The sequence below is a fragment of the Aquirufa esocilacus genome (assembly GCF_042715595.1).
Taxonomy (GTDB): Bacteria; Bacteroidota; Bacteroidia; order Cytophagales; family Spirosomataceae; genus Aquirufa; species Aquirufa esocilacus.
The window spans coordinates 1,181,064-1,207,222 of sequence record NZ_JBBKXX010000001.1 but is presented as its reverse complement, the minus strand read 5'-3'; the positions used below and the strand labels follow the sequence as shown (position 1 = coordinate 1,207,222).

Genomic DNA, 26,159 nt, shown 5'->3' with positions numbered 1-26,159 from the left:
ACATGAACAAGATATTATTAGTAATTCAGCGGGAGTATTTGACCCGCATTCAAAAGAAATCATTTTGGATAGCCTCTTTGCTGGGGCCGATACTGATAACGGCCATTTGGGCTACACCTATATTATTATCAATGCAAGATAAAGAGGTGAAACGCATCGAAATTTTAGACGAAAGTGGTTTGTTTAAACCAACGGACTTAATAGACAAAGAAGTGGAATATAAACTGGTAAATAAGCCTATTTCTGAGGTGAAAGCCTCATTTTCTAAGGATGGTTTTACTGCTTTTGTACATTTACCTAAAGACTTACTGACTCATTCGGAAGATATTAAGATCTATTCAGAGAAAAATTTGAGTCTACCGTTGAAGTCTTCTATAGAACGCGTCATTGAGAAAAAAGTCCGAGCAATTTTAATGAAAGACGCGGGAATCGCTTCAGATGTCTATGAGAAGACTCAAATTGAGGTAGGTAGCGAGACAATTACATTATCCGATAAGGGTGATGAAACAAGCTCCTCTTCTGGAGGTGCAATGATATTAGCCGGTGTGATGGGCATGTTGCTTTACATCACCTTGTTATTGTACGGATCGCAGGTGATGAATGGGGTGATAGAGGAAAAGAGTAGTCGGATTATAGAGGTGATAATATCTTCCATAAAGCCTTATCAGCTAATGTTAGGGAAGATTTTAGGTGTAGGGATGGTAGGTTTGACACAGTTTTTATTGTGGATTGTGTTGACTTTTGGTATATCTCAGGTGGCTACGACTTTTTATGGTACGAGTCCAGTGACACAGAAAGTGGAGCAAATGAAAAAAGTAGACCCAGAAATGGGTAAGCAAATGGACAATACCTCACCACTTGACGAGGTAACTAAAGTGATTGAAAGTACGAATATTCCGCTAGTAATAGGAGGATTTTTGTTCTATTTCTTATTCGGTTATTTACTTTATAGCTCGTTATTTGCTGCGATTGGAAGTGCGGTTGAAAGTGCTGCAGAGGCCCAGCAATTTACCTATATCGTCATGCTACCTATTATTATGGCTTTTATTATGGCGCAATTCACCTTGCAAGACCCGGATAGTACGATGGCATTTTGGGCTTCGATGATTCCATTTACATCGCCTATTAATATGATGGTACGACTGCCTTATGGTGTTCCAATGTGGGAATTAGCTACTTCCATGACCTTGTTGGTGTTAGGGTTCTTAGGGTGTAGCTGGATTTCAGCCCGTATTTACCGGGTGGGAATTTTAATGTACGGAAAGAAAATTACGGTAAAAGAGATGACTAAATGGCTGTTTTACAAAGGGTAATTAATTAGTTAGCCAAACATCTAATTCTTCGGGTTTGAAACCTGCGAAACATCTGTTGTTCAAGACGAAAATAGGTCTCTTGATGGCAGATGTTTTTTCTTGTAAAAAGGTAAAAGTATCTAAGTTAGCTTTCTCAGCATCGTTTAATTGTCTGTAGGTGCTTCCTTGCTTGTTTAACACCGTATCTTCCCCTAATTGCTCGATGAAATAGCTCAATTGGTCTGCATCGATGCCACTCTTCTTATAATTGTGGAATGTAAAGGGGATGCCTTTTTCGTTTAAATAGTCAAACGCTTTTTTCATCGTGTTGCAGGCAGGAATTCCGTAAATTATAAGCATTTTATTGATTTTGGTGGTATTTTTGTGAACTAAGACAAATTTAATACAAAACATCGTATGGAGTATAGAATTGAAAAAGATACTATGGGTAAGGTGCAAGTGCCTGCTCATGTTTATTGGGGTGCTCAAACGCAACGTTCGATTGAGAATTTCCCGATTGCTCAGGATATTAATAAAATGCCTAAGGAGATCATTCGGGCCTTTGCATTCCTAAAGAAAGCTGCGGCCATTACGAACTTTGAGGCAGGCGTCTTAGAGGAGGCTAAAAAGAATTTAATCGGTCAGGTTTGTGACGAAATTTTAGAGGGCCAATGGGCTGATCAGTTCCCCTTAGTGGTTTGGCAAACAGGTTCAGGTACTCAATCAAACATGAATTGTAACGAAGTTATCGCTTACCGTGCACACGTTTTACAAGGTGGTAGCTTGACGGATGAGCAGAAATTCGTTCATCCTAACGATGATGTAAATAAATCTCAATCGTCCAATGACACATTCCCAACAGCCATGCACATCGCAGCCTACCAGGCTTTAGTAGAGGTGACAATTCCGGGTATTACGAAGTTAAGAGATACATTAGCGGCCAAGGCAAAAGCGTTCAAAAACGTAGTCAAAATTGGCCGTACGCACTTTATGGATGCGACTCCTTTAACTTTAGGTCAAGAGTTTTCTGGTTATGTATCGCAGTTAGATCACGGTTTACGTGCCATCAACAATAGCCTTGCTCACCTTTCTGAGCTTGCTTTAGGGGGTACGGCCGTAGGAACCGGTATTAATACGCCTAAAGGCTATTCAGAGAACGTAGCGAAGCATATTGCAGCATTGACAGGATTGCCTTTTGTAACGGCTGAGAACAAGTTTGAGGCCTTAGCCGCACATGATGCGATTGTAGAGGCTCACGGTGCTTTAAAGACGGTTGCAGTTAGCTTAATGAAGATTGGTAACGATGTTCGTATGCTTTCATCTGGTCCTCGTTCGGGTATTGGTGAGATCTATATCCCCGATAATGAGCCTGGATCTTCTATCATGCCTGGTAAGGTGAATCCAACGCAATGCGAGGCAATGACGATGGTGGCAGCGCAAGTAATGGGGAATGACGTAGCTATTGGGATTGGTGGTTCAAATGGCCACTTTGAGCTAAATGTATTCAAACCAGTAATGATCTACAACTTCTTGCATTCTGCTCGTTTAATAGGAGATGTTTGCGTCGCCTTTAACGATAAGTGTGCTGTAGGTATCGAACCTTTGCATGAAAACATCGCTAAGCACGTAAATAACTCGTTGATGTTAGTAACTGCTCTAAATACGAAGATCGGATACTACAAGGCTGCTGAGATCGCTCAGACAGCGCATAAAAATGGTTCCACGTTAAAGGAAACCGCGATTTCATTAGGTTATTTAACAGCCGAAGAGTTCGATGCTTGGGTAAAGCCTGAGAATATGGTAGGCGAGATCAATCTATAAGGAGAAAAAAAATACGCGATTCTCGTCGCGAATGCATAAAAAGGCCTGTACGTGATGTATAGGCCTTTTTTGTTGGTAATATTTAATATCTATGCCATTTCCCTTAGCTCGAGACTGTAAAACTCGTTTGGAAAGGGGAAGCTCGCTGCAATTTCCTCCGCCACCTCAAGGCTGGGTAAAATAAGTGTAACGATCTGAGAAATTTCTCCCCCATCAATTTGTTGGATCAGTCGACTGTCCAATTTCCCGCTCTGATTTAGTGCTTGCAATTCGCCTGAAAATTTCTGAAAAAGCATATCAGAATAAGTCGATTTTAATCCCTTTAACCAGGTGCGAATTTGGTCTAATTCAGCCTCCGATGCTAAGCTAGATTCGCTGGAAATTCCGGCTACTGGACCTCGAATGATGAACACAAATCGCTTCATTTTAAATTGTATTATTTTTATAAATTAGAATTCAGACTGGAATTTATCAAAAGGATTTTCTTTCGGAATTTTCGGGACTGGATTCGTTTTTTCTTTCGGTACAGCTTTCGCTTTTGGCAGGAAAGGGGAGAGCCATTCGTCCAATTGACGGAGTGCATCTTTCTCTAATTGGTAGTAAATGAAGACTCCATTTCTTCTTGTACTTACTAAGCCCGCATCCTTTAAAACAGACAAATGCCTGGAGATAGTAGGGGCGGCGTATTCAAATTGATCAAAAATAGCCGTAGCAGGAAGTTCTCCTTCCTTTAATAGTTCGATGATTTTTCGTCTAGACTCATCCCCTAAAGCTTTTGCTATGTTCTCTACAGCCATGCTATTATTTGATATTTAGCTAAGTTAATATATTGATTCTAAATCTCCAAATCAGTTTAATGATAGACTATTTAGCGGCTGCACTAATTATTTAGCTAAAAAGCTAATCGATAATTAGCTATAATGTTAAGTATACAATTTATATATAGCCTTATTGCTAATTATTAGATTGTAGATTATAGCGTAAAGAGAGGAGTTGGTGAATGGTAAATGATGAATGGTGAATGGGCGCACTCTTCCGGACTTGTCCCTCCGAACTGTCTATTGTCTACTGCGCACAGTCGACTGACTACTGTGTCACATACACCCTCTTCACGCGTTCACTGATATTTGTCATCAGTTCGTAAGGGATGGTGTCAGCCTGTTTCGCTAATTCGTATAATTGTATTTTTCCGCCAAAGGCAATGGCGGTATCTTCGACTGAAATGTCTGGAAATTGACTGATATCTACCATGCACATATCCATGCAAATGGAACCAACAGTAGGGCATAAATGACCCTTTATTTCGAAGCTTCCTTTGCCCATTCCTAGGGCTCTAGAATAGCCGTCAGCATATCCAATGGCGAGGGTAGCAATGCGCCCAGAACCGGCTAATTTACCACGTCTTCCGTAGCCAATTGTCTCATCGGGAGCGATGTTTTTGATCTGAGAAATAGACGTTTTTAAGGTTAAAACGTTTTCGATTTTGTTTTTTACATTTGGATTACCTGTAATTCCGTACAAACTGATGCCCAAACGTACCATATCTAGTCTTGCAGACGGGTAACTTTGGATGGCAGCGGAGTTTGCGATGTGCTTGATGGTTTGATAACCGAGGCTTGTTTCGATTTCGGAAGCTGCTGTATTGAAAGTTTGTATTTGTTTTTCTGTAAAATCTTTGTGTTGCGGGCTATCTGCTGCTGCTAAGTGGCTTAAGATGCTAGCTACCCACAAATGGGGCATTTGAGTCAAATTTTCACTTAATTTGGCTATTTCGGATGGTTCAAATCCGAGGCGTTTCATTCCTGTATCTAGTTTGATATGGATTTTGATGTTTTTGCCTTGTTGTGTAGCGTATTCGTCGATGGCTTTGAGTAGTTCTAAGCTGTAGATTTCTGGTTCTAATCCATTTTCTGTTAGCTTGTCAAATTCCTCTATTTGTGGATTCATCACCATGATGGGAACGTAAATGCCGTGTTTACGCAAGTATACTCCTTCGTCTGTATAGGCTACCGTTAAATAATCAACTCCACTGTTTTGGAGTAAAGTGGCTATTTCAATCGCTCCAGTACCATAGGCAAATGCTTTGACCATCACCATTAATTTTGTTTCTGGTCCAATATCTTTTTTGAAATAGGTTAGATTGTGCTGTAGGGCATCAAGATTCACCTCTAATTGCGTTCTATGCGTCTTGTTTTCTAATGCATGTACAAGTTTTTCGAAATTGTATTTGCGTGCACCTTTCAGTAATATTTGGGAATTATTGATAGATGTTAATAGACTAGATGAAATGAGGTCTTCCGTGCTGTGAAACACGTCTATTTGTTCAAAATTGGCCTTATTCCGGATAATTTGTTCACCGATTCCAATTAATTGATCAATTTTTTGATGTTTAACTAAAGCGGCGATGGTGTTGTAGAGGTCTTTTTCTGGGATTCCTGTTTCTAAGAAGTCACTTACAATTAAAACACTTTTCTTTTGCTTATTTTTCTTTAAAAGAGGGAGGGCTAATCGCAATCCGTCCAAGTCATTATTGTAGGAATCATCAATAAGTGTATTGCCACGTAAACCCTCTTTCATTTCTAGACGCATGGAGATCGGCTTTAAAGCGCGTGCTCTGCTAGCCAGTTGATCTCTTTCAATACCTAAAATGGAAGCCATTATGAGGCAATGAGTACAGTTTTCAAGCGAGGCGTCGTCATTGAAATCGATGATGCTGTCGATGAAAGATTCACTTTGTGCGGCTTTAATGACTTTTATTTGAGCCGTTTTTCCTTTGGTTTGCCAAAAAGTAAATAATCCTTTGTCTGGGCTAATGGTATTCCAGCCAATTAATTCACACGAAGGATTAAATTCCTGCATTATTTGCTTGATGGGATCTTCTTGCAGATTAGTGACACGATAGACTAGTTTTTTAGCTCGTTTAAAGAGTTGTAGCTTTTCTCTTAGCTTCTCTTCATCTGAGCTGAAATTTGAGCCGTGTGCCTCGCCAAAATGTGTAAAAATGCCATAGTCTGGTTTCAGCATTGCTTCAATTTTCTCCATTTCCCCTTTTTGGGAAATACCCGCCTCGAAAATACCCAAGTTGTGTTTCTCTTGCATCGCCCATAGGGAGAGGGGAACACCGATTTGGGAGTTATAACTCTTTGGACTTTTAACAACGGAAAATGACCCATTGCAAATCATAGAGAGCCATTCCTTACAGATGGTTTTGCCATTTGATCCCGTAATTCCAATGACTGGGTAGTTAAATTGCGCTCGATGTTGCTCTGCAATTACTTGAAGCGTTGCAATACTACTTTCAACGACATAAATGTTTGTTTGCTCCCATTTAGTGGCTTTTTCTACGATAGGTCCATGCCAGGCAGCTTCTTCGACGATAAATTCGCGAACTCCTTTCATATACAACGATTCCACATACTGGTGTCCATCGTGGTGCAGTCCATTCACCGCAAAGAAAGCGGTTTTAGCAGGTTCATAAATTTGACGACTATCTAAACTTAGGAAACTGGCACGAAGATGGGCAGGATTTTTATGCTGAATCATGAAAGGGGCAAGGTCAAAGTACTAAAATACAAAAAGGCGAGGAATGTTTCCTCGCCTAATGCAATTTTATCTAAAATTCGCCTGTTATTAAGCTTCTAGAGCCGCAACACCTGGTAAAGTTTTACCTTCCATGTACTCTAATAAGGCGCCGCCTCCTGTAGAAACATAGCTCACTCGATCTCCATAACCGGCATTATTCACTGCAGAAGCGGAATCGCCACCACCAATAAGTGAGAATGCTCCGTTTTCTTCTGTTGCCTTTACGACAGCATCAGCAATGGCGTTTGTTCCGATAGCGAAGTTCGAGAATTCAAACACGCCCATTGGACCATTCCAAAGGATTGTTTTTGATTTCGCGATCGTTTCTTGGAATAAAGCGATGGACTTAGGACCGATGTCTAAACCTTCCCAACCGTCTGGAATACATCCGCGCTCTACCGTTTGACGATTTGCGTTGTTATTGAAATCATCTGCACAAACGTTGTCTAAAGGCATAATTAAATTCACACCTTTGGCCTTCGCTTTTTCAATTAATTGTTTCGCTAATTCCACTTTATCAGGCTCACAGATCGATTTACCAATCTTTCCGCCTTCTGCTAAAGAGAAAGTATAAGTCATACCACCGCCGATAATCAAGTTGTCTACTTTGTCCAAAAGACGTTCGATGATCAAGATTTTATCCGAGATTTTCGATCCACCCATGATCGCCGTAAACGGACGCTCAGAGTATTCAAGAATCTTTTGTGCGTTATCTAATTCTGCTTGCATCACATATCCACTCACTTTATCAGTGAAGAATTGTCCGATCACAGCAGTAGAAGCGTGTGCACGGTGAGCCGTTCCAAATGCGTCATTTACCCAAACATTACCTAAGCGAGCTAATTTTTGCGCAAAATCAACATCCCCTTTTTCCTCTTCCTTGTAGAAACGAAGGTTTTCTAGAAGCAAGATTTCGCCTGCTTGTAAACTGTTCGCTAATTCAACTGCCTCATCAGAGATGCAATCTGTTGCAAATTTTACTTTCACGCCAAAAACCAATGACAAAGGTGTCACTAAGTGTTTCAACGAATATTTTTCGGTAGGACCATCTTTCGGACGACCTAGGTGAGACATTAACACAACCGATCCACCGTCTTTCAAAATCTTTTGAATCGTAGGAATCGTCGCCTTGATTCGGGTATCATCTGTAATTTCGAAACGCTCATTTAATGGAACGTTGAAATCAACACGTACTAGCGCTTTTTTACCAGCAAAATTGAAATTAGCAACAGTTTGCATATTTTTGTTTTGATTTATGAATAAAAAGATATTCCCCTAAAAAGGTAGACAAAGATAAACAATAATGACGAATGATCGAAAAATTGAGGTGGAATTGTCTGCAACCTATTATTGGGATCATTTTAGCTACATTCTGCGTTATATTGATCGGCATTATCTGCCCCTTTTACAGGAAAAGGAAATAGCATTTTTAAAAGATTTTTCTGAACTAACTTTCGCCGCGCAATGCTTGTATTTGCGGTTAGCATCGCGTCGTTCGGCTTGTTTTCGGATGGAGAAGTTGAACTATCCAGAAATAGGGGATTTAGCGACTCCGTTGCGTGTTTTGCGCACGTCCGGTTTTCTGACCGATGTTTACGAAGGAGTAGAATCGATTTTTACAAAACAGGAATGTGTTTCTTTGGCCAAAAAACATGGCATCAAAATCCCTAGCTCAGCCTCTAAAGAAGAGGCTGCGGCACTCGTATCTTCAGTTGATTTAATCGCTGCGTTTTCTTCTGGCGTGGTTGCACCCGCGAGAGTGGAGGTGTTTGCGTTCATTCAGTTCTTGTTTTTTGGGACCCGATCTCGGGATTTAACAGACTTCGTGGTGCGTGATTTAGGGCACCGTGCCTTTGTGGAAGTTCAGGAAGAGGACTTAAAACCCTATTTTCAAACCAGAGAGGAAGCGGAACAAAAGTGGGCCATTTCGATGTGGAGGGAATGGTTTTACACCACTACCGTCAGTGCAGATGAGATGCTTGCTTCTTGGCGTGTGCATATGTTGCCATTGGCTTCTTCTTTATTAGAGCCATCTATTCGTGCTTTTGAAAAGACCTGTTATGCTTTAGGTCGTTTGTTAGAGCGCGAAAAGGCTTATTTAGAGGCTTTGGAAGTACATGAGGTCTCATTAACGGGTGCTTCTTTAGAGCGGCGTGTACGTGTTTTACAGAAAATGGGGGAGTTAGACGAAGCGATTGCTTGGGCTCGAGTGGGATTAGAGCTGTGTGTGTCGCCCACGGAGATTCATTTTTTCGAAGACTTTTTGGCCAAACAAGCCTCTAAAAAATCCATCAAGCAAGTGACTGCCTCGCTGAAGCAGGCTGAATTAATTGAAATATCACTGGAATACATCGGTCAAGTGGAAGCCGGTGTGGTGGCCCATTTTCAGGCAGAGGGCTATTATGCGGCTTTTACAGAGAATCAGATTTGGCGTAATTTCCTCGGTCTTTTCGCTTGGGATTTGATTTTTGCCGACCGAAAAGAGGGCTTTCACCACCCTTTTCAATGGGCTCCGAGTCATTATGGAAAAGAAAGTTTTGCAGGGGAATTGCCCTTGCATTTATTGCAAGATCGAGTCGGTTTATTAGCTCTTTTACGCTCCCGTGCTGAGGCAAATCAAGGTGCAATGAATCCCCTAGTCGATTGGTATTCCCTGGATTTTGATTTGATGGAGCGCTTTTTGCAAGTGATGCCTCCGGCTGGGTTGGCAGCAATATCTCAATACTTATGGGAACATTTAGGTACTCATGTCAAGGGCTTCCCTGATTTATTTATCCAAAAAGGCGATGAATTTGCCTTCGTCGAAGTGAAGTCTCCCAATGATCATTTATCCGCTATTCAGCATTTTTGGCACGATTTTATGCGAAGGAATGGGGTGAATGTGAGGTTGGTACGTTTAAAGTATAGAGCATAAAGCACAAAGATTAAAGTTGGTATCGCCTGCGGCGATGGTATAGTGGTGCGGCCTCCGGCCTGTTTTTCTTCGTCCTAATTTCCTCCGGACTCATTCCCTCCGGACTCATTCCCTCCGGACTTGCCTCTGCCGACTGTCCACTGCCGACTGCCACTTCCCACAGAAATAAATTCTGTTAAAAACTTGACATCACCTGAAAAATACAATACGTTTATAACGAATCTAAAACGTTCTTTTTTCTGTCAGCTTTGCTAAGATTCCCAAAGCGTGTTTCACCATTAAATTTTAAGCTTATGAAAGTGCAAGTTCACGCGATCCACTTTACTGCGGACCGCAAATTGGTAGAAAGCATTCAAGAAAAGTTAAACAAGTTAGATACCTTTTATGACCGAATAACCGGAGGTGAGGTGTTCCTGAAAGTGGCGACAAGTCTAGGAAAGGTAAAGGAGAAAATGTTAGAAATTAAGATCACGGTCCCCGGGGCGGTTTTATTTGTCAAAGAAACAGCGAAATCATTTGAAGAGGCATTAGACTTAGCGTTGAATGCCATCGCAGAACAGATCAAGCGATTTAAATCGAAAAACAATTCCGTAAAGGCGCTTCGAGCAGAAGATTTGGAGAGCGAGGAATTTTAGAAAAAAATGCAATAAAAAAGGCGACCGCAGGTCGCCTTTTTTCATATCAAGGTAATCAAGATTAGATTCCAAAAGCAGCTTTCACTGCATCTACATAGTCTAATTTTTCCCAAGTGAATAATTCCACTTCTTTGCTTACTTTTTGACCGTTAGGACCAGTGAATTCTTTCGTAACGATTTCGTTCTTCCGTCCCATATGCCCGTATGCCGCAGTCTCTGAATAGATCGGGTTACGTAATTTCAAGCGTTGCTCGATGAAGTACGGACGCATATCGAAGATCGCCTCTACTTTACGCGCGATTTCGCCGTCTGTCATATCAACTTTCGCTGTTCCGTACGTATCGATGAATAAACCGCAAGGTTTAGCTACACCAATCGCGTAAGAAACTTGAACCAATACTTGGTCACATAAACCTGCAGCGACTAAGTTTTTCGCGATATGACGCGTTGCATAGGCTGCTGAACGGTCTACTTTGGACGGATCCTTACCAGAGAATGCACCCCCACCGTGAGCCCCTTTTCCACCATAGGTATCTACGATGATCTTACGGCCTGTTAAGCCTGTATCTCCGTGTGGACCACCGATCACGAATTTACCTGTAGGATTAATGTGGTAGGTGATTGCATCGTTGAATAAAGCTTGCAATTCAGGCTTTAATTTAGCCTTAACTCGAGGGATGACGATTTCTACGATGTCCTTGTTGATTTTCGCTAACATCTCTGCTTCTGACGCGAAATCATCGTGCTGAGTGGAAACAACGATGGTGTCGATGCGTTGAGGTACGTGATTGTCGCTGTATTCGATTGTTACCTGAGATTTTGCATCAGGACGAAGGTATCCGATTAACGATGGTTCGTTATTGCGAATAGCTGAAAGTTCTTGTAAGATTTTGTGAGCTAAGTCTAAGGCCAAAGGCATATAGTTGTCAGTCTCCTTTGTAGCGAAACCGAACATCATTCCTTGGTCACCTGCACCTTGTTCTTCTGGGTTCTTGCGATCCACCCCTTGGTTGATATCGGCTGATTGCTCGTGAATCGCAGATAAAATACCGCAAGAGTTCGCCTCAAACATATATTCTGACTTCGTATAACCAATCTTGCGAATGACTTCTCGAGTGATGGCTTGCACGTCTAAATACGTTGTTGTGTTCACCTCTCCAGCTAACACGACTTGACCTGTGGTTACAAGTGTTTCGCAAGCTACTTTAGAAGTGGGGTCAAAGGCCATAAAATGGTCAATTAACGCATCAGAAATTTGATCAGCTACTTTATCTGGGTGTCCTTCAGAAACCGATTCAGAGGTGAATAGATAAGCCATGGGCGAATATTATGTTTAAATAAAGTGCAAATTTAGTTAAATACTAGGAAGCAACAAAAGTGTCGCTCTCATTTAATTTTTGACCGGTAAATAGTTTTCAGTGCGGCTCTTACAAAGGGCAAAGTGGGTACCGACCACATTAACCGAAGGTCTTCTTTCCAAGAGGTCTCTTCTTGTAAAAACTTTAAAAGAAGGCCAGGTTTATTGTTGTAAAATAGGCTTTCAAACACCTTGGAGCCGGCTATTTGTTGATCGATGAGGACTTGTAAGAAGACTTCATCCAGCCAAATTTTCCAAGGATTAACGGGAATAACCAGTGAAGCTGATGGGCCTTTTTCAAGTTCAAAAACAAGGTCCTTGCAAAATTTTTGAGTCCGGTAAAAACTATAGCCGGTTGTAGATTTTACGAAGCCACCGCTAGTACCTATTTTAAGGTGTTTTTCATATAAATTGGCCGTTTTATTCGGATTGTTACGCATGGGGATCACGCCACTTTCTTCCTCTTTCAATAGATAATCATCGGCTGTTAGCCCATAATAAGCGAAAAGATAGGATTTGATTTTGTCACGGTAATAATCAGGCTCTCGCAAGGTGCCAGAGAAAAAAGTGTATTCAAATAAAGCTTTGCGAGGACTGGTAGGAAGTACATACATAAACTCACATTCCTTACCAAAAGCCACACGGAAGTCAAATAAGTGCGCCGCATCCGTTTCGAAGTTATTAAAATTGCATTCGACCACCCAGCCTAAAAAATGTTGCTTGAGGTGTTTGGGATTAGCGATATCGCAAGGGAATGGGCTAAAACTATCAATGATTTTTTCCGAAGCATAAAAGGTGCCTTCAGAGGTGTTAACACAAGATCCCAATCCTTGGAAGCCGATTGATTCAATTTCAGCCTGCAAGTAGTGGATGTTTGGGTGTTTAGCGAGTTCCGCTTCTATGTACGAAAACCAAGCATGACCGTTAATCTTGTGATAAGTATACGGCTCGATCGAAATTTTTAAAGACGACGGTCTGGCGCTATGGAAATAAAGAGAGTGCCATGATTTTTCTGCCAAAACATCAAATTCCGACGTTTCATCCGACCAATAACAAAAGGTTTGTTCGTTTCGAACGCCCCGATCGATAATCAAGATTCGCTTATTGTTGAGACTACTTTGGCCTACATAATAGGCAAAAGATAAACCGGCCATTCCCCCACCCGCCAGGATGAAATCGTATTCTCGATAGGCTGGGCCGGGTAATTGCATAAACTAGATGTGCTTTTCCGCGTGGTAACTCGAACGAACTAAGGCTCCAGATTCTACGTATGCAAGCCCGCGTTTCAATCCTTCCTCCTTGTACATCGCAAAAGTGTCTGGATGGATCCATTCGATGACCTCGTGGTGCATTTTAGTGGGCTGTAAGTATTGTCCCAAAGTCAAGACATCTAGTCCGTTCTCTACTAAATCATCCATCGCTTTCAATACTTCGTCTTGGGTTTCGCCTAGACCCAGCATGATGCCGGATTTATTCCGTTTGCCAAACTCTTTGGTACGCTTGATTTGCTCTAAACTACGCGCATATTTCGCTTGTGGGCGAACGTAACGGTATAATCGTTCCACGGTTTCCATGTTGTGAGAAACGACTTCTTGACCGCCTTCGATCATACGAATCAAGGCATCCCAATTCGCTTTCACGTCTGGAATCAAGGTTTCGATGGTCGTAGCAGGGGTGGTTTCTTTGACTGCTCGAACGGTTTGGTACCAAATTTCAGCTCCTTTATCTTTCAATTCGTCGCGGTTCACGGAGGTGATGACGGCGTGCTTTACCTGCATCAATTTGATGGCATCTGCCACGCGGCGCGGTTCGTCCTCATCGTATTCGTTTGGACGGCCGGTGGCTACGGCGCAGAAAGTGCAAGAGCGCGTGCAGACATTGCCTAGAATCATAAAGGTTGCCGTGCCTTCGCCCCAGCATTCCCCCATATTAGGGCAATTGCCGGATTGGCAAATCGTATGCAATTTGTATTCATCTACAATCTTGCGAACGTTCGTATATTTTTCGCCAATAGGCAATTTAACGCGTAACCAATCTGGTTTGCGAGAATTAGCGGCAGGGCTTACTTGAGGTAATTCAATCATCTTTTTTCTATTTACTTTTTCCAAAGAAAAAGGTCACATAACCCGTTGTATAAACAGAGCGAGGGGTGGTTTGGTTTAAAATTTCAACCGGTTGACTAAAATAATCCACTATAAAGCCGGTTTCTAAGGATAGGTAATTTTGTTTTAAGGTCTCAAATTTAAACTCTAAAGCTGTTTTTAGGTGCCAGCCTGGAATAAATTTGGCTTCAGATAAGCCAGAAAAGAAACTGCCTTCGCCACTGATAATGGACTTATTAAAGCTGTTATCTAGGGCTTTTGCCATAGGTACAGATGTGGTCAAAGTTTTACCTCCTGCGTCCGTGTAGACTATATCAACGAAATAGGGTTTTTGAATGCCAATGGTAGGCCCTGTTGCGATTCGACCATTTAAACTCGTTCCTCCATCAGACGATTGTTTTAATAATCCCCATTGGCGGCCGTATTCAGGCCTGAAATTAAGTAGGTAATTTAATTTCCCTTCTACATAGGTCTTGCCATTGTAGGAGAAGGGGGAGTCGAATTCGCGGTAATCCTTCGTATTCGTTAAGTCAAAATTCACGAAAGAGTGATTTTTGAATGTTTTTAAGAAACTAAATCCACCCAAAATGCCGGAGTTGGTATTCGTATTAACGCCAAAACCCCAGGACGAAGATTGTGTTTGCGATTCTTTTTTCTGGGGTGTTGCTGATTTTCTTTGGCCCATCATGAATAATGGTACCCCTAAAATCACCCACAAGAAAAAAAATCTAGGCATTCAAGTATGGTTTAATTTCGTCCACCGAAATGTCCCAATGTGTAGCAGAATAGGGGCAAACGCCTTTATCAATCACTAACACTTGAGGAGATTGGTGTTCAACAGCGAATTGTTCCGCAATTTGGCCTGAAATAGGTCTGTAGGCGATTAAATCCAAATAATAAGCGGGTGTGTTTTCTGAATCCCAAGCTCTTTCAAAGCGATTTAAAGCGGTCGATGAGATGGAACAACGCGTACTATGTTTGAAAATTACCACTGGTTTTTCTTGTGATGTTTCCACAATTTCTGCCAGTTGTTTCTCGTCTGTCAAGGGTATCCAATTCATATTCACCTGCCTTTTTCGTAATTTTAACAATTCAACACCAAATTTAGTAAAAAATGAGGGTTTGCCTCTATTCTTTTGTCTTGTTTTTATATCGGGGACTGATTCGATTCGCAGCTTTGTTTCAATCAAAAGCGGCGTTGATGAATGAGGGCCAAAATCAGGTTTGGGCCGGTCTCGAACAACATTTCAAAACGAATAAAAAGCCAGTAGCTTGGTTTCACACTGCTTCGATGGGTGAATTTGAGCAGGGAAGACCCATCATTGAAGCCTATAAAAAGGAAAATCCTACGCATTTTATTTTGGTAACGTTCTTTTCACCCTCCGGTTATGAAGTGCGAAAAAACTATGCTGGAGCGGATTATGTCAGTTATTTGCCATTGGATGGCTACTTCAATAGCGCGCGTTTCTTGGATTTAGTGAAGCCATCGTTGGCAGTGTTTGTCAAGTATGAATTTTGGCATTATTATCTGACCGGTTTAAAGAAGCGGGGCGTTCCTACGATTTTAGTTTCTGCGATTTTTCGCCCTAATCAAGTATTTTTTCGCTGGTATGGCAGTTTTTACCGCCGCTTATTGGATTGTTTTACGCACCTTTTTGTGCAAGATCAGGCTTCTTTAGATTTGTTGCAGCGAGAGAATGTGACGGTGGCGGGGGATACGCGATTTGATCGTGTGTTGGATACGTTACGTCATCCGGTATCTTGGGATTTATTAACAACGTTTTTAGATAATACAGAATTTATGGTAGTGGGTTCTGCGTGGCAGGCCGATATAGATGTGTTGATTCCACTGATTAATTCGAAGAAATATCCGTTTAAATGGGTCATTGCACCGCATGAAATTCATTCAGAGGAATTGAAATCTTGGGAAGAAAAGATTGAATTGCCGGTAGCTTATTCCAAAGGCCCTGCGCACGAAAAGGCCGAAGTGCTCTTTGTGAACGAGGTAGGTCGTTTAGCGAATCTATACCGAGGGGCTTCGTTTGCTTACATTGGAGGTGCTTTTGGAGATGGTTTGCATAATACGTTGGAGGCGGCGGTGTTTGGACCAACGGTCTTCTTTGGCAATAAAAACTACTTGAAATTTCGGGAGGCTCGGGATTTAATCGAATTAGGATTGGCTTTTCCGATTGCCACTACGGAAGAATTAGATCAGGCTATGCGCGTGATATATGATGTGGACGATGTTTTTGTGAACAAACAAGTACAATCGCGTGCTTTCGTACAATTACGAGCAGGGGCGACAGGAATAATCAGTGAATTTGTGCGTAATTTAGCAATTGATGGAAGGAAGTAAAGGCTTAATTATGCGTTCAACCGGATCTTGGTACGAAATTCGTTCCGAGTCAGGAAAGGTCTTTAAAGGACGTTTGAAAGGTAAATTTAAGCTAAAAGGACCTAAAACCTCCAACCCCGTTACGGTAGGAGATCGCGTCATTTATGCGGTCGAAGATGAGGCGAACGAGACGGTTGTCATCGAAGAAATCATCCCGCGCACGAATTATATCATCCGAAAATCTGTCCATAAAACAGGGCAGGGTCAATTAATGGCCGCGAATGTAGATCAAGCCATCTTCGTGATGACCTTGAAATCCCCTAAGACTTCTTTGGGGTTTTTAGATCGTTTTTTAGTCACTGCCGAAGCTTTCAGAATCCCTGTCACCATCGTGTTCAACAAGATGGATTTATTGAATGAACAGGAAGAAGACCAAATTTTTGAATACGCTGCACTTTACCAGGAATTAGGCTATGGCATCTTGTTTACGTCTATTCCGCGTAGTCAAGGTGTAGATGAATTCAAGGCGATGTTTTCTGGAAAGGTGTCGCTTTTAGCAGGCCATTCAGGCGTAGGGAAATCTAGTTTGTTGAACTTAGTCTCTCCCCATTTGAACATTAAAGTGAAGGAGATTTCTGATTTTGCCCAAAAAGGCGTCCACACCACCACTTATTCCACGATGTGGGAACTGGGGCCGGAGACCTATTTAATCGATAGCCCAGGCATCAATGAGTTAGGTGTGATGGAGATTGAGAAAGAAGAATTATCGCATTATTTTCCTGAAATGCGTGCGCTGATAGGCGAATGTAAATTCAACAATTGCTTGCATATTTCAGAGCCGTCTTGTGCCGTTTTGAAGGCCTTTGAGGCGGGTGATATTGCGCACAGTCGCTATTTGAGTTATTTGAGTATTTTTGAGAACAACGACAACCGTCGCTAAACCTATGGAAAAATCCTATGTATGGGGCATCGATTTAGGGGGAACCAAAATCGAATGTGCCGTATTGTCATCCGCTGATTTAACGCAGGTCATTGCCCGCGAACGTATCAATACCGAAGCTTCGAAAGGCTACGAACACATCATTTCACAAGTAGCCCGTTTAGTTTCCCGCGTCTCTGAACAGCTGGGTGTTTCACCTAAGCGAATCGGTTTTGCCACTCCTGGCGTCTTGAATCCAGCTACCCAAACGATGAAAAACTGCAACACGACCTCCATGAATGGTCGTCCGATGGCAGCTGATTTAACCAAAGCCTTAGGAGTTGAAGTACGTCTCGCAAATGATGCGAATTGCTTTGCGTTAGCAGAAACCCATTTGGGTGCGGTGCAAGACGTGAATCCAAAGGCGGAAGTCGTTTTTGGCATCATCATGGGAACCGGTGTAGGCGGTGGATTAGTCGTTCACGGCCAAGTTATCAATGGCTTACATGGCATTGGTGGCGAATGGGGACACAATATTCTAGAAGAAGGCGGCAAAGCCTGCTATTGCGGTAAATCAGGTTGTGTCGAACACGTCATCTCTGGACCTGCTTTAGAGGAGTTTTATTTAGCGGAATCTGGCCAAAAACTCCGCATGCCACAAATCCTACAAGCTCATCTCGCAGGAACTGATATTCATGCAACTGCTACAATTGAGCGAATGCTAGAGAATTTTGGTCGTGCCGTTTCCACATTAATTAACGTCTTAGACCCTCAGGTCATCGTCATCGGTGGCGGTGTGGGGAATATCGATTTGCTGTATACAGAGGGAATCGAACGAATCAAAAAGTATATTTTCAATTCAGGAGAGGTATTGACCCCGATTGTGAAGCCTAAGTTGGGTGATTCGGCAGGGGTTTTTGGTGCGGCGCTCCTTTTTCATTCTGAGGCTATTTAGTTAAGGGATTTTCAAATTGGTCTACGCCATAATTTCTAAAATCCCTCAACTAAACTACCCTCAGCTAAAAATTCGCTTGCGAAAAGGAGTCGTCCTGCGGACTTAGTCACTCTTTTTGACTCTTTGACTAAAACGAAGTTGACTAAGCTGCGAAGCAGCGACTAAGCCACGAAGTGGCGACCCAGCGACTAAGGCGCAAGGCGCCGACTCGAAAAGCTATACTTTCAAGAATATTCTCTTCTTCCAAAACACCCAACACACCCCCCAACAAACCAGCACAAAGGTTATGGCATAAGCCAATGAGCCATTGTATTTGCCAAAGATGGGTTCGAAGAGATGCCAATACAGCCATTGACTAGCTGACATATCTTGGATTTGCACATTTCCTAGTTGAATGGCAATGACTTCTGAAATTCCATAGGCAAGGATGGAATTGGTCCCGAAAACAAGGAAGAACGTATTGCCGAAATGACGTTCTTTGGTCTCTATCCACCAGTTTAATAATCCGATCAAGATAAAGTCAATTCCTGCGCAAAGTAGAACGAAAGAACTCGTCCATAGCTTTTTATTAATAGGAAAGTCGTAATCCCAGATCACGGCTAATAAAATCAACGCGGCGCCCCAGCCTAGAAGGCCGAGTAAAGCCGACTTGTTTTCTTTGGCCTGAGTCTCTAAATACAGACTAACTTGATAGCCGAAAAGGCAGGTTGAAATAGCTGGTAATGTACTAAGGAAACCCTCTGGGTCGAAAGCAAGAGCGATGCCATTGACCACATTTCCATGGTATAAATGGGATTCACTAAATAAAAATAAATCCAGTTTTCTGACCGCATTCGAACTAATATCCATCCAAAGTCCAGCATCGCCAAAGAAATATAAAATACCCCAAAATGAGAGTAAAATACCGGCATTAATCCATGTTAACCATTTGGATGGGACCTGAAGGGTTAAAAAGGAAACGGCACAGTAGGAAAGAGCGATACGAGGTAAAACGTTCAAAAAACGCAGTTTTTCAAATGAAAAATCAGTGAAAGGGAAATAGAAGACGAAGTAGTTAATTAAAAAAAGATAAAGCGTTCTCTTTAAAATTTTGTTTCGTACCGAGGGAGTTAATTCGTAGTTGAATGTCTTGAAAGAAAAGCGCATGGCTACTCCTACCATGAAAAGGAAACTTGGAAAAACTAGGTCTGTAGGCGTGAAGCCGTTCCATTCTGCATGTAGTAGTGGACTATAAGTGAATTCTCCATTACCTGTATTATTAACCAAAATCATCCCTGCGAGCGTAATTCCGCGGAGGATGTCAAGGGAAAGGAAGCGTGTTTTCATAGTAATAGGACAGGTTTGACGATAGAGGTTGATTCAGTGGTAAATCTAAAATAATATTTCCCAGAAACGAAAGGTCCGAGGTAAATTGTTGATTCTGATTGCGCTAGGTAAAAGGTATGAACAACGATTCCGGAGCTATTTACTATTTCCAATGCTGCTGAAGGGAATGGAATCGAGATATGAAGGGCATCTCCTGGGTTTGCTGGGTTGGGGTAAATGCGTAAAAACGTCTCCTCTACATTGCCTAAAATAAGTTCTATTGTGGTACTCGCCTTGTCAAAAGTAGGGATGCCAAACCCCAGCAACATATCTGTTCGAGAAAATTGAGATCCTGATTTTAGGATAGCATTTCTGATTTGTTGGGCGGTATGAGTTGGGAAAGATTGCATTAAACCTGCTGCAAGCCCAGCCACTAGAGGGGCTGAAAAGGAGGTTCCATTAGAAATGCCTACCGTCCTATCTGTTTTACCCACGACGGTATTTGAACCCAACGCCACTACATCAGGCTTAATCCGGCCATCAAAACTGGGTCCAATCGAACTAAATGAAGATAATCCACCCAGCGCATTCACAGCTCCCACCGTTAAAATGGAATCAGCATCGGCGGGCGCGGTGATAAATTTCCACTCATTCGCTCCCTCGTTTCCGGCACTGATGGTGCATAGAATTCCTTTGCCAGTTGCCCAGGCGGCAGCTTTTGATACGAGGGTAGACTTCCCATTCATGTCCGCATAGGTGTGATTATGCAGTGGATTGTCAAAGGTGGAATAGCCCAATGAGGAGGAAATGATGTCTGTCCCCAAGCTGTCAGCCCATTCTGCGCCTCTTAGCCAATTCGCTTCCTCTACGATTAATTCGTGACCGCTTTCTTCGGTTTGGGCCAAAGCAAAGGAAGCTTTGTAAGCTGTTCCAATTAGTTTACCTGGTTCGTATCCAGCTATCGTGGAAAGGACGTTTGTTCCGTGTCCACCGCTGGTGTAAACAGAGGAAACGGATGGGTCTGTGGTCAGCGTGGCGGTGATTCGTTTTTCGCTGACTATATTCTGTAGGTAAGGCACTGTATTTGTATTCTTAAAACCATCATCAAGCAGAGTGATTAGGATGCCATCTCCCAGGATGTTTTTTGTGTGCATCTGGTCGATGCCTATTTGGTTGATTTGGGTGGATGAATTCCCGTAATCAGGACTTATCGCAGTGGATTGTGTCCCCGATTGAATTTGAAAGGCCGCACTAGAATCTGCAGGAAAATTCCAATAAAGGCCTTTAACGCAACTTAGAGCAAGTGTTTTCTTAAGCTCACTCGGTTTTTGGGTGATTAGAGCGCCGTTAATCCATTTTAGGGGAAACAAAATGCGCGCACCGGTGGTTTTTACTTGGTCTAAGTAAGTGGTGCTTACCGGCAAGTCTTGAGGTGAAATGGCGACGCGATTTTTGCGGCGACGTTCGAGGCTTTTGGAACTTAAAAAAGCGCCAGGATTGTTTATTGAATAACTATTCGAAGCCTTGTCTTTGAAAAGAATGAGGTAGCGGTAGGTCTGAGCCTGCATGGGAAGGCTAGCACTGAAAAGGAATAGAAAGATTAACCGCTGAATCATACAGCAAATTAGTGAATTGTAACTAAATTCGTTTGATGAAATTCTTTGCCAAAAGCTTCACGTCCATTTTCCTCGCCGCCTGGATTCTTTTTGGGAGTTTAGGTATTTCGTGGACCGAAGCCACTTGCATCTATACTGGGGCAAAGAAAACAACGATCACAAAAGTGGAATCCTGCTGTCAAAAAACAGCAGAAGCTCATATTTCAAGATCAAAATGCTGTTTGTTAGGGAAATATCAAGTCAAGTTTAATTTTGATTTGACAAAGGGTAATAAGTCAATTTTTCTCGCATTTGTGCCCTTTACTAGCAACCTGCAGTTTTCAGAACCCTTTGTATTTAATCAGCATTTAGATTATTTTTCTGACCAATCCAATGCACCGCCGCTCTCGCTGCATATTCGTTTAGCGCAATTACAGTCGTATTTGATTTGAGAAGATAGGAAGTTTTTTTCTATCATATAAAACCAAACAACGATGTATAAATTACTTATTTTACTCTGTTTTTCTACACTTTTGCAGGCTCAACAAGTTGTGCGAAAAGACAGTATTGAGCGCGATACGGAATTAAAAGAATTTCGGATAGTGGCTAATCCTGGCCAAAAAGACGATAATGCAGTTCTTGCCACCGAGATAATGACGATCAAAACCTTGGGAAAAGCGGCTTGCTGTAACCTATCGGAGAGTTTTGAAACCAATGCCTCTGTTTCCGTGAGTTATGCGGATGCGGTGACGGGATCCAAGCAAATCCAAATGCTGGGTTTATCTGGAAATTATGTTCAGACGAATGTGGAAAATATTCCATCGATCCGCGGACTGAAATCCACATACGGCTTGAATTATTTACCAGGAACGTGGATAAAATCGATTGATTTAGCCAAAGGAACCATCTCCGTTGTGAATGGATATGAATCAATGACCGGCGCGATCAATGTTGAACTGGCAAAGCCAGACACCTCCGAAGTCTATTATTTAAATACTTACACGAACTCGCAGGGGCGTTTTGAGGTCAATCAACAAGGTGCTCATCGCTTCAATTCTCGCTTATCCACTGGTGTGTTTACGCATTATTCTCAGCAGGCAGCTCGCCTAGACGGCAATGGAGATGGCTTTCTGGATTTGCCCTTATTTAATTTAATGAATGTCCTCAATCGCTGGAAATATGCGACGGATCGTTGGATGATCCAGTGGGGAGCGAATTACTTATTTGAAGATCGTTTAGGGGGGCAAAAGTCGTTCACTTCTGAAGCGGATCGTTCGCAAATTTATGGCTTTGGGAGCAAGACAGATCGATTTGAGACTTTCGCTAAGGTAGCTCGATTATATCCACAAAAGCCTTATCAAGGCTTGGCTTTGATTTTAAGTACGGCAAATCATGCAAATGACTCCTATTTTTCCACAAAAAATTACCACGGTAGAGAGCAGAGCATGTACGGGAATTTGATTTTTCAATCCATCATCGATAACACTAACCATACCTGGAAAGCTGGAGCGAGTTTCTTACTAGATTCCTATCAAGAGACTTATATAGATTCTACTTTTGCTCGCACGGAAATAGTACCTGGTATTTATGGAGAATACACCTGGACGATTCCGAATGCATTAACAGTGGTATTAGGCCAAAGAGTCGACTTCCATAATCAACTAGGTACGCAGTGGGTACCTCGTCTGCATCTAAAATGGGATGTAGCTCCTGATTGGATTGTTCGTTTATCTGCCGGAAAGGGGTGGAGACGGGTGAATCCTTTGGCAGAAAATATGGGTTATTTGATTAATAACCGGGCCTTGAAATTAGTCGGGAATCTAAATCCATTAGAAGTTTCATGGAATTACGGGATCACACTGACGAAAAATATGAACATCGGATCCCGCAAAGCAAATCTGGTGATTGATGCCTTTCAAACTGATTTTACCCACCAATGGATGGTGGATATGGAGTCAGCTTCGAGTGTTCGGTTCTACTCAAGCCCTGGAGTATCTTACTCGACCAGCTTACAGGCTGAGTTTAATTATAGTCCATTTAAGCGCTTTGAATTCAAAGCCGCCTATCGTTTTCAAGATGTGCAGGCGGACTATTTAACCGAATCGGGGGCTTTGAATCGATTGTCAAAGCCATTTTTAAATCGTGATCGGGTTTTAGTCAATTTGGCCTATGCGACACCATATGAAATTTGGAAATATGATCTAACATGGCAATGGAATGGAACAAGACGAATTCCTAATGCGACGATCGGTCATTTGCATACGGCTTCTTCTCCTGACGTTCTGGCCCCAGCTTTCTCTACGGTGAACGCACAAGTGACGCGTCAATTTAAAAAGTGGGAATTGTACCTAGGTGTGGAAAATCTTTTTAATTTTACTCAAGCTAATCCGATTATGAGTGCTAAAGATCCATTTGCGTTGGGTTTTGATGCATCGATGGTTTGGGGGCCCATAGTAGGCACCATGGTTTATACAGGAATCCGTTTTAAAATCAATTAATATGAAAAAGTACATCTTAGTTTCGACCCTAGTAATGGGAATGTTTGGGGCCATTGCGTCCACCTCTCAAGCCACTCAAAAGGCTGCAAAAGAGAACAAAAAAGAAGAATATGCGTGTCCAATGAAGTGTGAAGGCAAAAAGACCTATTCGAAGAAAGGTAAATGCCCTGCTTGCACGATGGATTTGAAAGTAGTTAAAAAATAAAGCGATGAAAAAGATCCTATTTTTGTTTATGTTGCCATTTTTGGCGCTTGCTGGTCCTAAAGAGACAGTAAAGATTAAAACCTCCGCAATTTGCGAAATGTGCAAAGAGCGCATTGAGAAAAATTTAGCCTTGACTAAGGGCGTTGCTAAATCCGATTTGAATCTAGACGACAAGGTGATCACTGTAGAATATGACTCAGCGAAAATCGATGCGGCTGGTATCAGGAAAGCGATCTCTGAAACGGGATACGATGCAGATGAGGTGAAAGCGGTAGCTAAGGACTATTCGAAATTGCCGAATTGCTGCAAAAAGAAAGATTAGCCTTTAAATGGTTAATGTAGTTTTAAAGCATAGAGCATAAAGCACAAAGAATAAAGTAGGAATCCCCTTTGGGGATAAATTCGGGAACTATTTCCTTAGGATTTTTTTTAAATCAGTTCACATGCTCATCGCCGAAGGCGATACCATCTTTGTACTTTATTCTTTGTGCTTTATGCTTTAATACTGATAGATCATCAGTTCATCATTAGCACTTCATGCTCAGCGCTATCCTCTTCCTTACCTCATCCACCTCCGTCACTCGGACTTGCACTTTTTGTGCCACTTTCACCACTTCATTAGGGTCTTTCACAAACTTGTCCGCTAGCTGGCTGACGTGCACTAATCCATCTTGGTGAACGCCAATATCGACAAAGGCACCAAAATTCGTAATATTCGTCACAATTCCCGGAAGCATCATTCCTACCCGAAGATCTTTAATCGAGTTTACTCCCTCCGTGAATTCGAAAGCTTCGAATTGCTCGCGTGGATCACGACCTGGTTTCGCTAATTCCTCCAGGATATCCGTCAACGTAGGCATACCTACTTCCGCATTCACGTATTGACTCAAGCGAATTTGCTTGCGTAAGGATTCGTTCGCTAGTAGATCAGAAACCTTACAGTTCAAATCTTTCGCCATCTTCTCTACGATTTCGTATCGTTCTGGATGCACGGCGCTGGCGTCTAATGGGTTTTTCGCGTTGCGAATGCGCAAGAAAGCAGCCGCTTGTTCAAAAGCTTTCTCGCCTAGACGCGTGACCTTTTTCAAGTCAGAGCGCTTGAGGAATGGGCCGTTCTTGGTGCGGTAGTCGATGATGTTTTGAGCTAATTGAGGTCCTAGGCCAGAAACATAGGAAAGAATCTGTTTAGAGGCCGTATTTAATTCCACGCCTACTGAGTTCACGCAGGAGATAACGGTGTCGTCTAGGGAGGCCTGTAATTTCTTTTGGTCTACATCATGCTGGTATTGTCCCACACCGATGGATTTAGGATCGATTTTTACGAGTTCTGCCAAAGGATCCATCAATCGTCTACCGATCGAAACAGCTCCGCGAACCGTTACATCCTTATCCGGAAACTCATCACGCGCCGCTTCTGAGGCCGAATAGATGGACGCTCCACTTTCGTTCACCATAATGATGGTAATCCCTTCTAGCTTAAGTCCACGCACAAAGGATTCTGTTTCACGACCTGCCGTTCCATTTCCGATGGCAATCGCTTGTACTTTGTATTGTTTCACCCAAGCTTGGATGGTGTGAGCAGCTTCTGCGGATTGTCCAGGTCCGGTATGCGGATAAACCGCGGTATTGTCTAAAAGTGTACCTTGTTCATCCAGGCAAACGACTTTACAGCCAGTTCTGAAGCCGGGATCGAGGGCTAAAACACGTTTTTGGCCTAATGGTGCCGCTAATAACAGTTGTCTGATATTTTCTGCGAATACGCGAATGGCTTCCTCGTCTGCACGTTTCTTCGCCTCAGCCCGCATTTCGGTTTCCATCGCTGGCATCAGCAAGCGTTTATACCCATCTTGAATGGCTAATCCCACTTGTTTCGCGCAGGCATTGTTTCCGGTTAAGAAGCGGCGCTCTAATCTATTTAATACGTCCTCGTCTGGACCTGTTAAGTTCAGATTTAGAATCCCCTCGTTTTCGCCTCTGAATAAGGCCAAAACCCGGTGAGACGGCGCTTGTGCCAAGGATTCAGACCAGTCGAAATAATCTTTGTATTTAATGCCCTCGTCTTTTTTGCCTTTGGCAACGGTAGATTTAACCGTTGTTTTGCGCGTAAATAGATTTCTTGCTTCCTCTCTGGCTTCAGCCGTTTCCATCATCTCCTCTGCTAAAATATCCCGAGCGCCCGCTAACGCTTCCTCTACGTTGTCTAAGTATTCAGCTGCTAAGACCTCTGGGTCTTTTAGGCCTTGTAAGCGGATTTGGTTTGCGAGCTCTTGTAAGCCTTTTTCACGGGCCGCCATCGCGCGCGTTTTGCGCTTGGGTTTGTAGGGGAGGTAGATGTCCTCTAATTTGGCCAAAGTCTCAGCCCCTCTAACCGCCTTCTCTAATTCTGGCGTCAATTTCTCGAGTTCCTGTAGTGACTTCAAAATCGCCTCGCGGCGCTTCTCTAATTCCACGTACTGGTCCCGTAAATCACGAATCGCAGCCACCTGTACTTCGTCTAAACTTCCGGTCGCCTCCTTGCGGTAACGGGAAATAAAGGGAATCGTGGCGCCTTCGTCCAATAGGGCGATGGTTTTGCGAACTTGGTTTTCGGAAATGGAAAGGGAGTGGGATATGCGTGAGATCATCTATAGAGATGGTAAATGGT

The 26,159-nt window shown here is 42.6% G+C and carries 24 protein-coding genes; 11 read left to right on the top strand and 13 right to left on the bottom strand.

Features of this window, described 5'->3' with window-relative positions:
* The first annotated feature begins 2 nt into the window (after positions 1 to 2).
* On the top strand, positions 3 to 1,313 hold the full coding sequence (locus tag SKC37_RS05350) for an ABC transporter permease (RefSeq protein WP_377980471.1): 1,311 nt from the start codon (positions 3 to 5) through the stop codon (positions 1,311 to 1,313).
* Here the strand turns inward: SKC37_RS05350 and SKC37_RS05345 are convergent, their stop codons facing one another.
* A complete protein-coding gene (locus SKC37_RS05345) occupies positions 1,314 to 1,652 on the bottom strand; it encodes a Spx/MgsR family RNA polymerase-binding regulatory protein (protein WP_377980470.1) in 339 nt (112 codons plus the stop codon).
* 57 nt (positions 1,653 to 1,709) lie between these two features.
* Between SKC37_RS05345 and fumC the strand changes: the two genes are divergently transcribed.
* A complete protein-coding gene (gene fumC / locus SKC37_RS05340; RefSeq protein WP_377980469.1) occupies positions 1,710 to 3,113 on the top strand; it encodes a class II fumarate hydratase in 1,404 nt (467 codons plus the stop codon).
* Positions 3,114 to 3,202: 89 nt separating this feature from the next.
* Here the strand turns inward: fumC and SKC37_RS05335 are convergent, their stop codons facing one another.
* From SKC37_RS05335 to SKC37_RS05320, 4 genes are all read right to left on the bottom strand, one after another.
* Positions 3,203 to 3,538: a hypothetical protein gene (locus SKC37_RS05335; protein WP_223130957.1), complete on the bottom strand. Its 336-nt coding sequence runs from the start codon at positions 3,536 to 3,538 to the stop codon at positions 3,203 to 3,205.
* A gap of 24 nt (positions 3,539 to 3,562) precedes the next feature.
* Positions 3,563 to 3,910, bottom strand: coding sequence for an ArsR/SmtB family transcription factor (locus SKC37_RS05330; protein ID WP_377980468.1), 348 nt, complete (start codon positions 3,908 to 3,910; stop codon positions 3,563 to 3,565).
* A gap of 289 nt (positions 3,911 to 4,199) precedes the next feature.
* The gene (locus SKC37_RS05325) at positions 4,200 to 6,656 is read right to left on the bottom strand and encodes a bifunctional UDP-N-acetylmuramoyl-tripeptide:D-alanyl-D-alanine ligase/alanine racemase (protein WP_377980467.1); all 2,457 of its coding nucleotides are present in this window, start codon (positions 6,654 to 6,656) and stop codon (positions 4,200 to 4,202) included.
* Between the two features lie 87 nt (positions 6,657 to 6,743).
* Complete coding sequence (locus SKC37_RS05320; protein WP_377980466.1) at positions 6,744 to 7,934, bottom strand: phosphoglycerate kinase; 1,191 nt, start codon at positions 7,932 to 7,934, stop codon at positions 6,744 to 6,746.
* Between the two features lie 64 nt (positions 7,935 to 7,998).
* Here SKC37_RS05320 and SKC37_RS05315 point away from each other — a divergent pair, with 64 nt between their 5' ends.
* A complete protein-coding gene (locus SKC37_RS05315; protein WP_377980464.1) occupies positions 7,999 to 9,609 on the top strand; it encodes a VRR-NUC domain-containing protein in 1,611 nt (536 codons plus the stop codon).
* Between the two features lie 293 nt (positions 9,610 to 9,902).
* Positions 9,903 to 10,244 carry an HPF/RaiA family ribosome-associated protein gene (locus tag SKC37_RS05310; RefSeq protein ID WP_223130952.1) on the top strand — a complete coding sequence of 114 codons (342 nt, stop codon included), beginning with the start codon at positions 9,903 to 9,905 and terminating at the stop codon, positions 10,242 to 10,244.
* Positions 10,245 to 10,305: 61 nt separating this feature from the next.
* Here SKC37_RS05310 and metK read toward each other — a convergent pair whose 3' ends face one another.
* From metK to ytxJ, 5 genes are all read right to left on the bottom strand, one after another.
* Positions 10,306 to 11,562 carry a methionine adenosyltransferase gene (metK, locus tag SKC37_RS05305; RefSeq protein ID WP_377980463.1) on the bottom strand — a complete coding sequence of 419 codons (1,257 nt, stop codon included), beginning with the start codon at positions 11,560 to 11,562 and terminating at the stop codon, positions 10,306 to 10,308.
* 68 nt (positions 11,563 to 11,630) lie between these two features.
* The gene (locus SKC37_RS05300) at positions 11,631 to 12,812 is read right to left on the bottom strand and encodes a lycopene cyclase family protein (protein ID WP_377980462.1); all 1,182 of its coding nucleotides are present in this window, start codon (positions 12,810 to 12,812) and stop codon (positions 11,631 to 11,633) included.
* A 3-nt stretch (positions 12,813 to 12,815) separates the two neighbouring features.
* On the bottom strand, positions 12,816 to 13,685 hold the full coding sequence (gene lipA / locus SKC37_RS05295; protein WP_223130949.1) for a lipoyl synthase: 870 nt from the start codon (positions 13,683 to 13,685) through the stop codon (positions 12,816 to 12,818).
* A gap of 7 nt (positions 13,686 to 13,692) precedes the next feature.
* Entirely contained in the window at positions 13,693 to 14,439 is a 747-nt protein-coding gene (locus SKC37_RS05290; protein ID WP_377980461.1) for a hypothetical protein, read from the bottom strand.
* On the bottom strand, positions 14,432 to 14,764 hold the full coding sequence (ytxJ, locus tag SKC37_RS05285) for a bacillithiol system redox-active protein YtxJ (protein WP_377980460.1): 333 nt from the start codon (positions 14,762 to 14,764) through the stop codon (positions 14,432 to 14,434). Before ytxJ ends, SKC37_RS05290 begins: the two co-directional genes overlap by 8 nt.
* Before the next feature lie 53 nt (positions 14,765 to 14,817).
* Between ytxJ and SKC37_RS05280 the strand changes: the two genes are divergently transcribed.
* From SKC37_RS05280 to SKC37_RS05270, 3 genes are read left to right on the top strand one after another with little or no spacing between them, the layout of a single operon-like run.
* On the top strand, positions 14,818 to 16,059 hold the full coding sequence (locus tag SKC37_RS05280) for a 3-deoxy-D-manno-octulosonic acid transferase (protein WP_377980459.1): 1,242 nt from the start codon (positions 14,818 to 14,820) through the stop codon (positions 16,057 to 16,059).
* Entirely contained in the window at positions 16,046 to 16,978 is a 933-nt protein-coding gene (gene rsgA / locus SKC37_RS05275) for a ribosome small subunit-dependent GTPase A (protein ID WP_377980458.1), read from the top strand. Before SKC37_RS05280 ends, rsgA begins: the two co-directional genes overlap by 14 nt.
* A gap of 4 nt (positions 16,979 to 16,982) precedes the next feature.
* Complete coding sequence (locus SKC37_RS05270; protein ID WP_377980457.1) at positions 16,983 to 17,912, top strand: ROK family protein; 930 nt, start codon at positions 16,983 to 16,985, stop codon at positions 17,910 to 17,912.
* Between the two features lie 216 nt (positions 17,913 to 18,128).
* Here the strand turns inward: SKC37_RS05270 and SKC37_RS05265 are convergent, their stop codons facing one another.
* Together SKC37_RS05265 and SKC37_RS05260 are read right to left on the bottom strand one after the other, a co-directional pair.
* On the bottom strand, positions 18,129 to 19,238 hold the full coding sequence (locus SKC37_RS05265) for an acyltransferase family protein (protein WP_377980455.1): 1,110 nt from the start codon (positions 19,236 to 19,238) through the stop codon (positions 18,129 to 18,131).
* Entirely contained in the window at positions 19,235 to 20,833 is a 1,599-nt protein-coding gene (locus SKC37_RS05260; RefSeq protein WP_377980454.1) for a S8 family serine peptidase, read from the bottom strand. Before SKC37_RS05260 ends, SKC37_RS05265 begins: the two co-directional genes overlap by 4 nt.
* Positions 20,834 to 20,868: 35 nt before the next feature.
* On the opposite strand from SKC37_RS05260, the gene SKC37_RS05255 reads away from it, so the two are divergent.
* Genes SKC37_RS05255 through SKC37_RS05240 form a run of 4 tightly spaced genes read left to right on the top strand, consistent with a single transcriptional unit; the run spans position 20,869 to position 23,837 of the window.
* A complete protein-coding gene (locus SKC37_RS05255; RefSeq protein WP_377980453.1) occupies positions 20,869 to 21,264 on the top strand; it encodes an HYC_CC_PP family protein in 396 nt (131 codons plus the stop codon).
* Between the two features lie 42 nt (positions 21,265 to 21,306).
* A complete protein-coding gene (locus SKC37_RS05250) occupies positions 21,307 to 23,310 on the top strand; it encodes a TonB-dependent receptor plug domain-containing protein (protein ID WP_377980452.1) in 2,004 nt (667 codons plus the stop codon).
* A 1-nt stretch (position 23,311) separates the two neighbouring features.
* Complete coding sequence (locus SKC37_RS05245) at positions 23,312 to 23,515, top strand: heavy metal-binding domain-containing protein (protein WP_377980450.1); 204 nt, start codon at positions 23,312 to 23,314, stop codon at positions 23,513 to 23,515.
* A gap of 4 nt (positions 23,516 to 23,519) precedes the next feature.
* A complete protein-coding gene (locus tag SKC37_RS05240; RefSeq protein WP_377980449.1) occupies positions 23,520 to 23,837 on the top strand; it encodes a heavy-metal-associated domain-containing protein in 318 nt (105 codons plus the stop codon).
* 205 nt (positions 23,838 to 24,042) lie between these two features.
* On the opposite strand, the gene SKC37_RS05235 is transcribed toward SKC37_RS05240, so the two are convergent.
* Positions 24,043 to 26,139, bottom strand: coding sequence for a Tex family protein (locus SKC37_RS05235; RefSeq protein WP_377980448.1), 2,097 nt, complete (start codon positions 26,137 to 26,139; stop codon positions 24,043 to 24,045).
* Positions 26,140 to 26,159: the final 20 nt, after the last annotated feature.

What these genes read in the sequence shown, in the direction of transcription:
- SKC37_RS05350 (WP_377980471.1), top strand. Translation starts at nt 3, where the DNA reads ATGAACAAGATATTATTAGTAATTCAGCGGGAGTATTTGACCCGCATT.
- SKC37_RS05265 (WP_377980455.1), bottom strand. Translation starts at nt 19,238, where the DNA reads ATGAAAACACGCTTCCTTTCCCTTGACATCCTCCGCGGAATTACGCTC.
- SKC37_RS05245 (WP_377980450.1), top strand. Translation starts at nt 23,312, where the DNA reads ATGAAAAAGTACATCTTAGTTTCGACCCTAGTAATGGGAATGTTTGGG.
- SKC37_RS05330 (WP_377980468.1), bottom strand. Translation starts at nt 3,910, where the DNA reads ATGGCTGTAGAGAACATAGCAAAAGCTTTAGGGGATGAGTCTAGACGA.
- SKC37_RS05255 (WP_377980453.1), top strand. Translation starts at nt 20,869, where the DNA reads ATGAAATTCTTTGCCAAAAGCTTCACGTCCATTTTCCTCGCCGCCTGG.
- SKC37_RS05345 (WP_377980470.1), bottom strand. Translation starts at nt 1,652, where the DNA reads ATGCTTATAATTTACGGAATTCCTGCCTGCAACACGATGAAAAAAGCG.
- SKC37_RS05310 (WP_223130952.1), top strand. Translation starts at nt 9,903, where the DNA reads ATGAAAGTGCAAGTTCACGCGATCCACTTTACTGCGGACCGCAAATTG.
- rsgA (WP_377980458.1), top strand. Translation starts at nt 16,046, where the DNA reads ATGGAAGGAAGTAAAGGCTTAATTATGCGTTCAACCGGATCTTGGTAC.
- lipA (WP_223130949.1), bottom strand. Translation starts at nt 13,685, where the DNA reads ATGATTGAATTACCTCAAGTAAGCCCTGCCGCTAATTCTCGCAAACCA.
- metK (WP_377980463.1), bottom strand. Translation starts at nt 11,562, where the DNA reads ATGGCTTATCTATTCACCTCTGAATCGGTTTCTGAAGGACACCCAGAT.
- SKC37_RS05280 (WP_377980459.1), top strand. Translation starts at nt 14,818, where the DNA reads ATGAGGGTTTGCCTCTATTCTTTTGTCTTGTTTTTATATCGGGGACTG.
- fumC (WP_377980469.1), top strand. Translation starts at nt 1,710, where the DNA reads ATGGAGTATAGAATTGAAAAAGATACTATGGGTAAGGTGCAAGTGCCT.
- SKC37_RS05240 (WP_377980449.1), top strand. Translation starts at nt 23,520, where the DNA reads ATGAAAAAGATCCTATTTTTGTTTATGTTGCCATTTTTGGCGCTTGCT.
- SKC37_RS05235 (WP_377980448.1), bottom strand. Translation starts at nt 26,139, where the DNA reads ATGATCTCACGCATATCCCACTCCCTTTCCATTTCCGAAAACCAAGTT.
- SKC37_RS05300 (WP_377980462.1), bottom strand. Translation starts at nt 12,812, where the DNA reads ATGCAATTACCCGGCCCAGCCTATCGAGAATACGATTTCATCCTGGCG.
- SKC37_RS05325 (WP_377980467.1), bottom strand. Translation starts at nt 6,656, where the DNA reads ATGATTCAGCATAAAAATCCTGCCCATCTTCGTGCCAGTTTCCTAAGT.
- SKC37_RS05320 (WP_377980466.1), bottom strand. Translation starts at nt 7,934, where the DNA reads ATGCAAACTGTTGCTAATTTCAATTTTGCTGGTAAAAAAGCGCTAGTA.
- SKC37_RS05270 (WP_377980457.1), top strand. Translation starts at nt 16,983, where the DNA reads ATGGAAAAATCCTATGTATGGGGCATCGATTTAGGGGGAACCAAAATC.
- SKC37_RS05335 (WP_223130957.1), bottom strand. Translation starts at nt 3,538, where the DNA reads ATGAAGCGATTTGTGTTCATCATTCGAGGTCCAGTAGCCGGAATTTCC.
- SKC37_RS05290 (WP_377980461.1), bottom strand. Translation starts at nt 14,439, where the DNA reads ATGCCTAGATTTTTTTTCTTGTGGGTGATTTTAGGGGTACCATTATTC.
- ytxJ (WP_377980460.1), bottom strand. Translation starts at nt 14,764, where the DNA reads ATGAATTGGATACCCTTGACAGACGAGAAACAACTGGCAGAAATTGTG.
- SKC37_RS05260 (WP_377980454.1), bottom strand. Translation starts at nt 20,833, where the DNA reads ATGATTCAGCGGTTAATCTTTCTATTCCTTTTCAGTGCTAGCCTTCCC.
- SKC37_RS05315 (WP_377980464.1), top strand. Translation starts at nt 7,999, where the DNA reads ATGACGAATGATCGAAAAATTGAGGTGGAATTGTCTGCAACCTATTAT.
- SKC37_RS05250 (WP_377980452.1), top strand. Translation starts at nt 21,307, where the DNA reads ATGTATAAATTACTTATTTTACTCTGTTTTTCTACACTTTTGCAGGCT.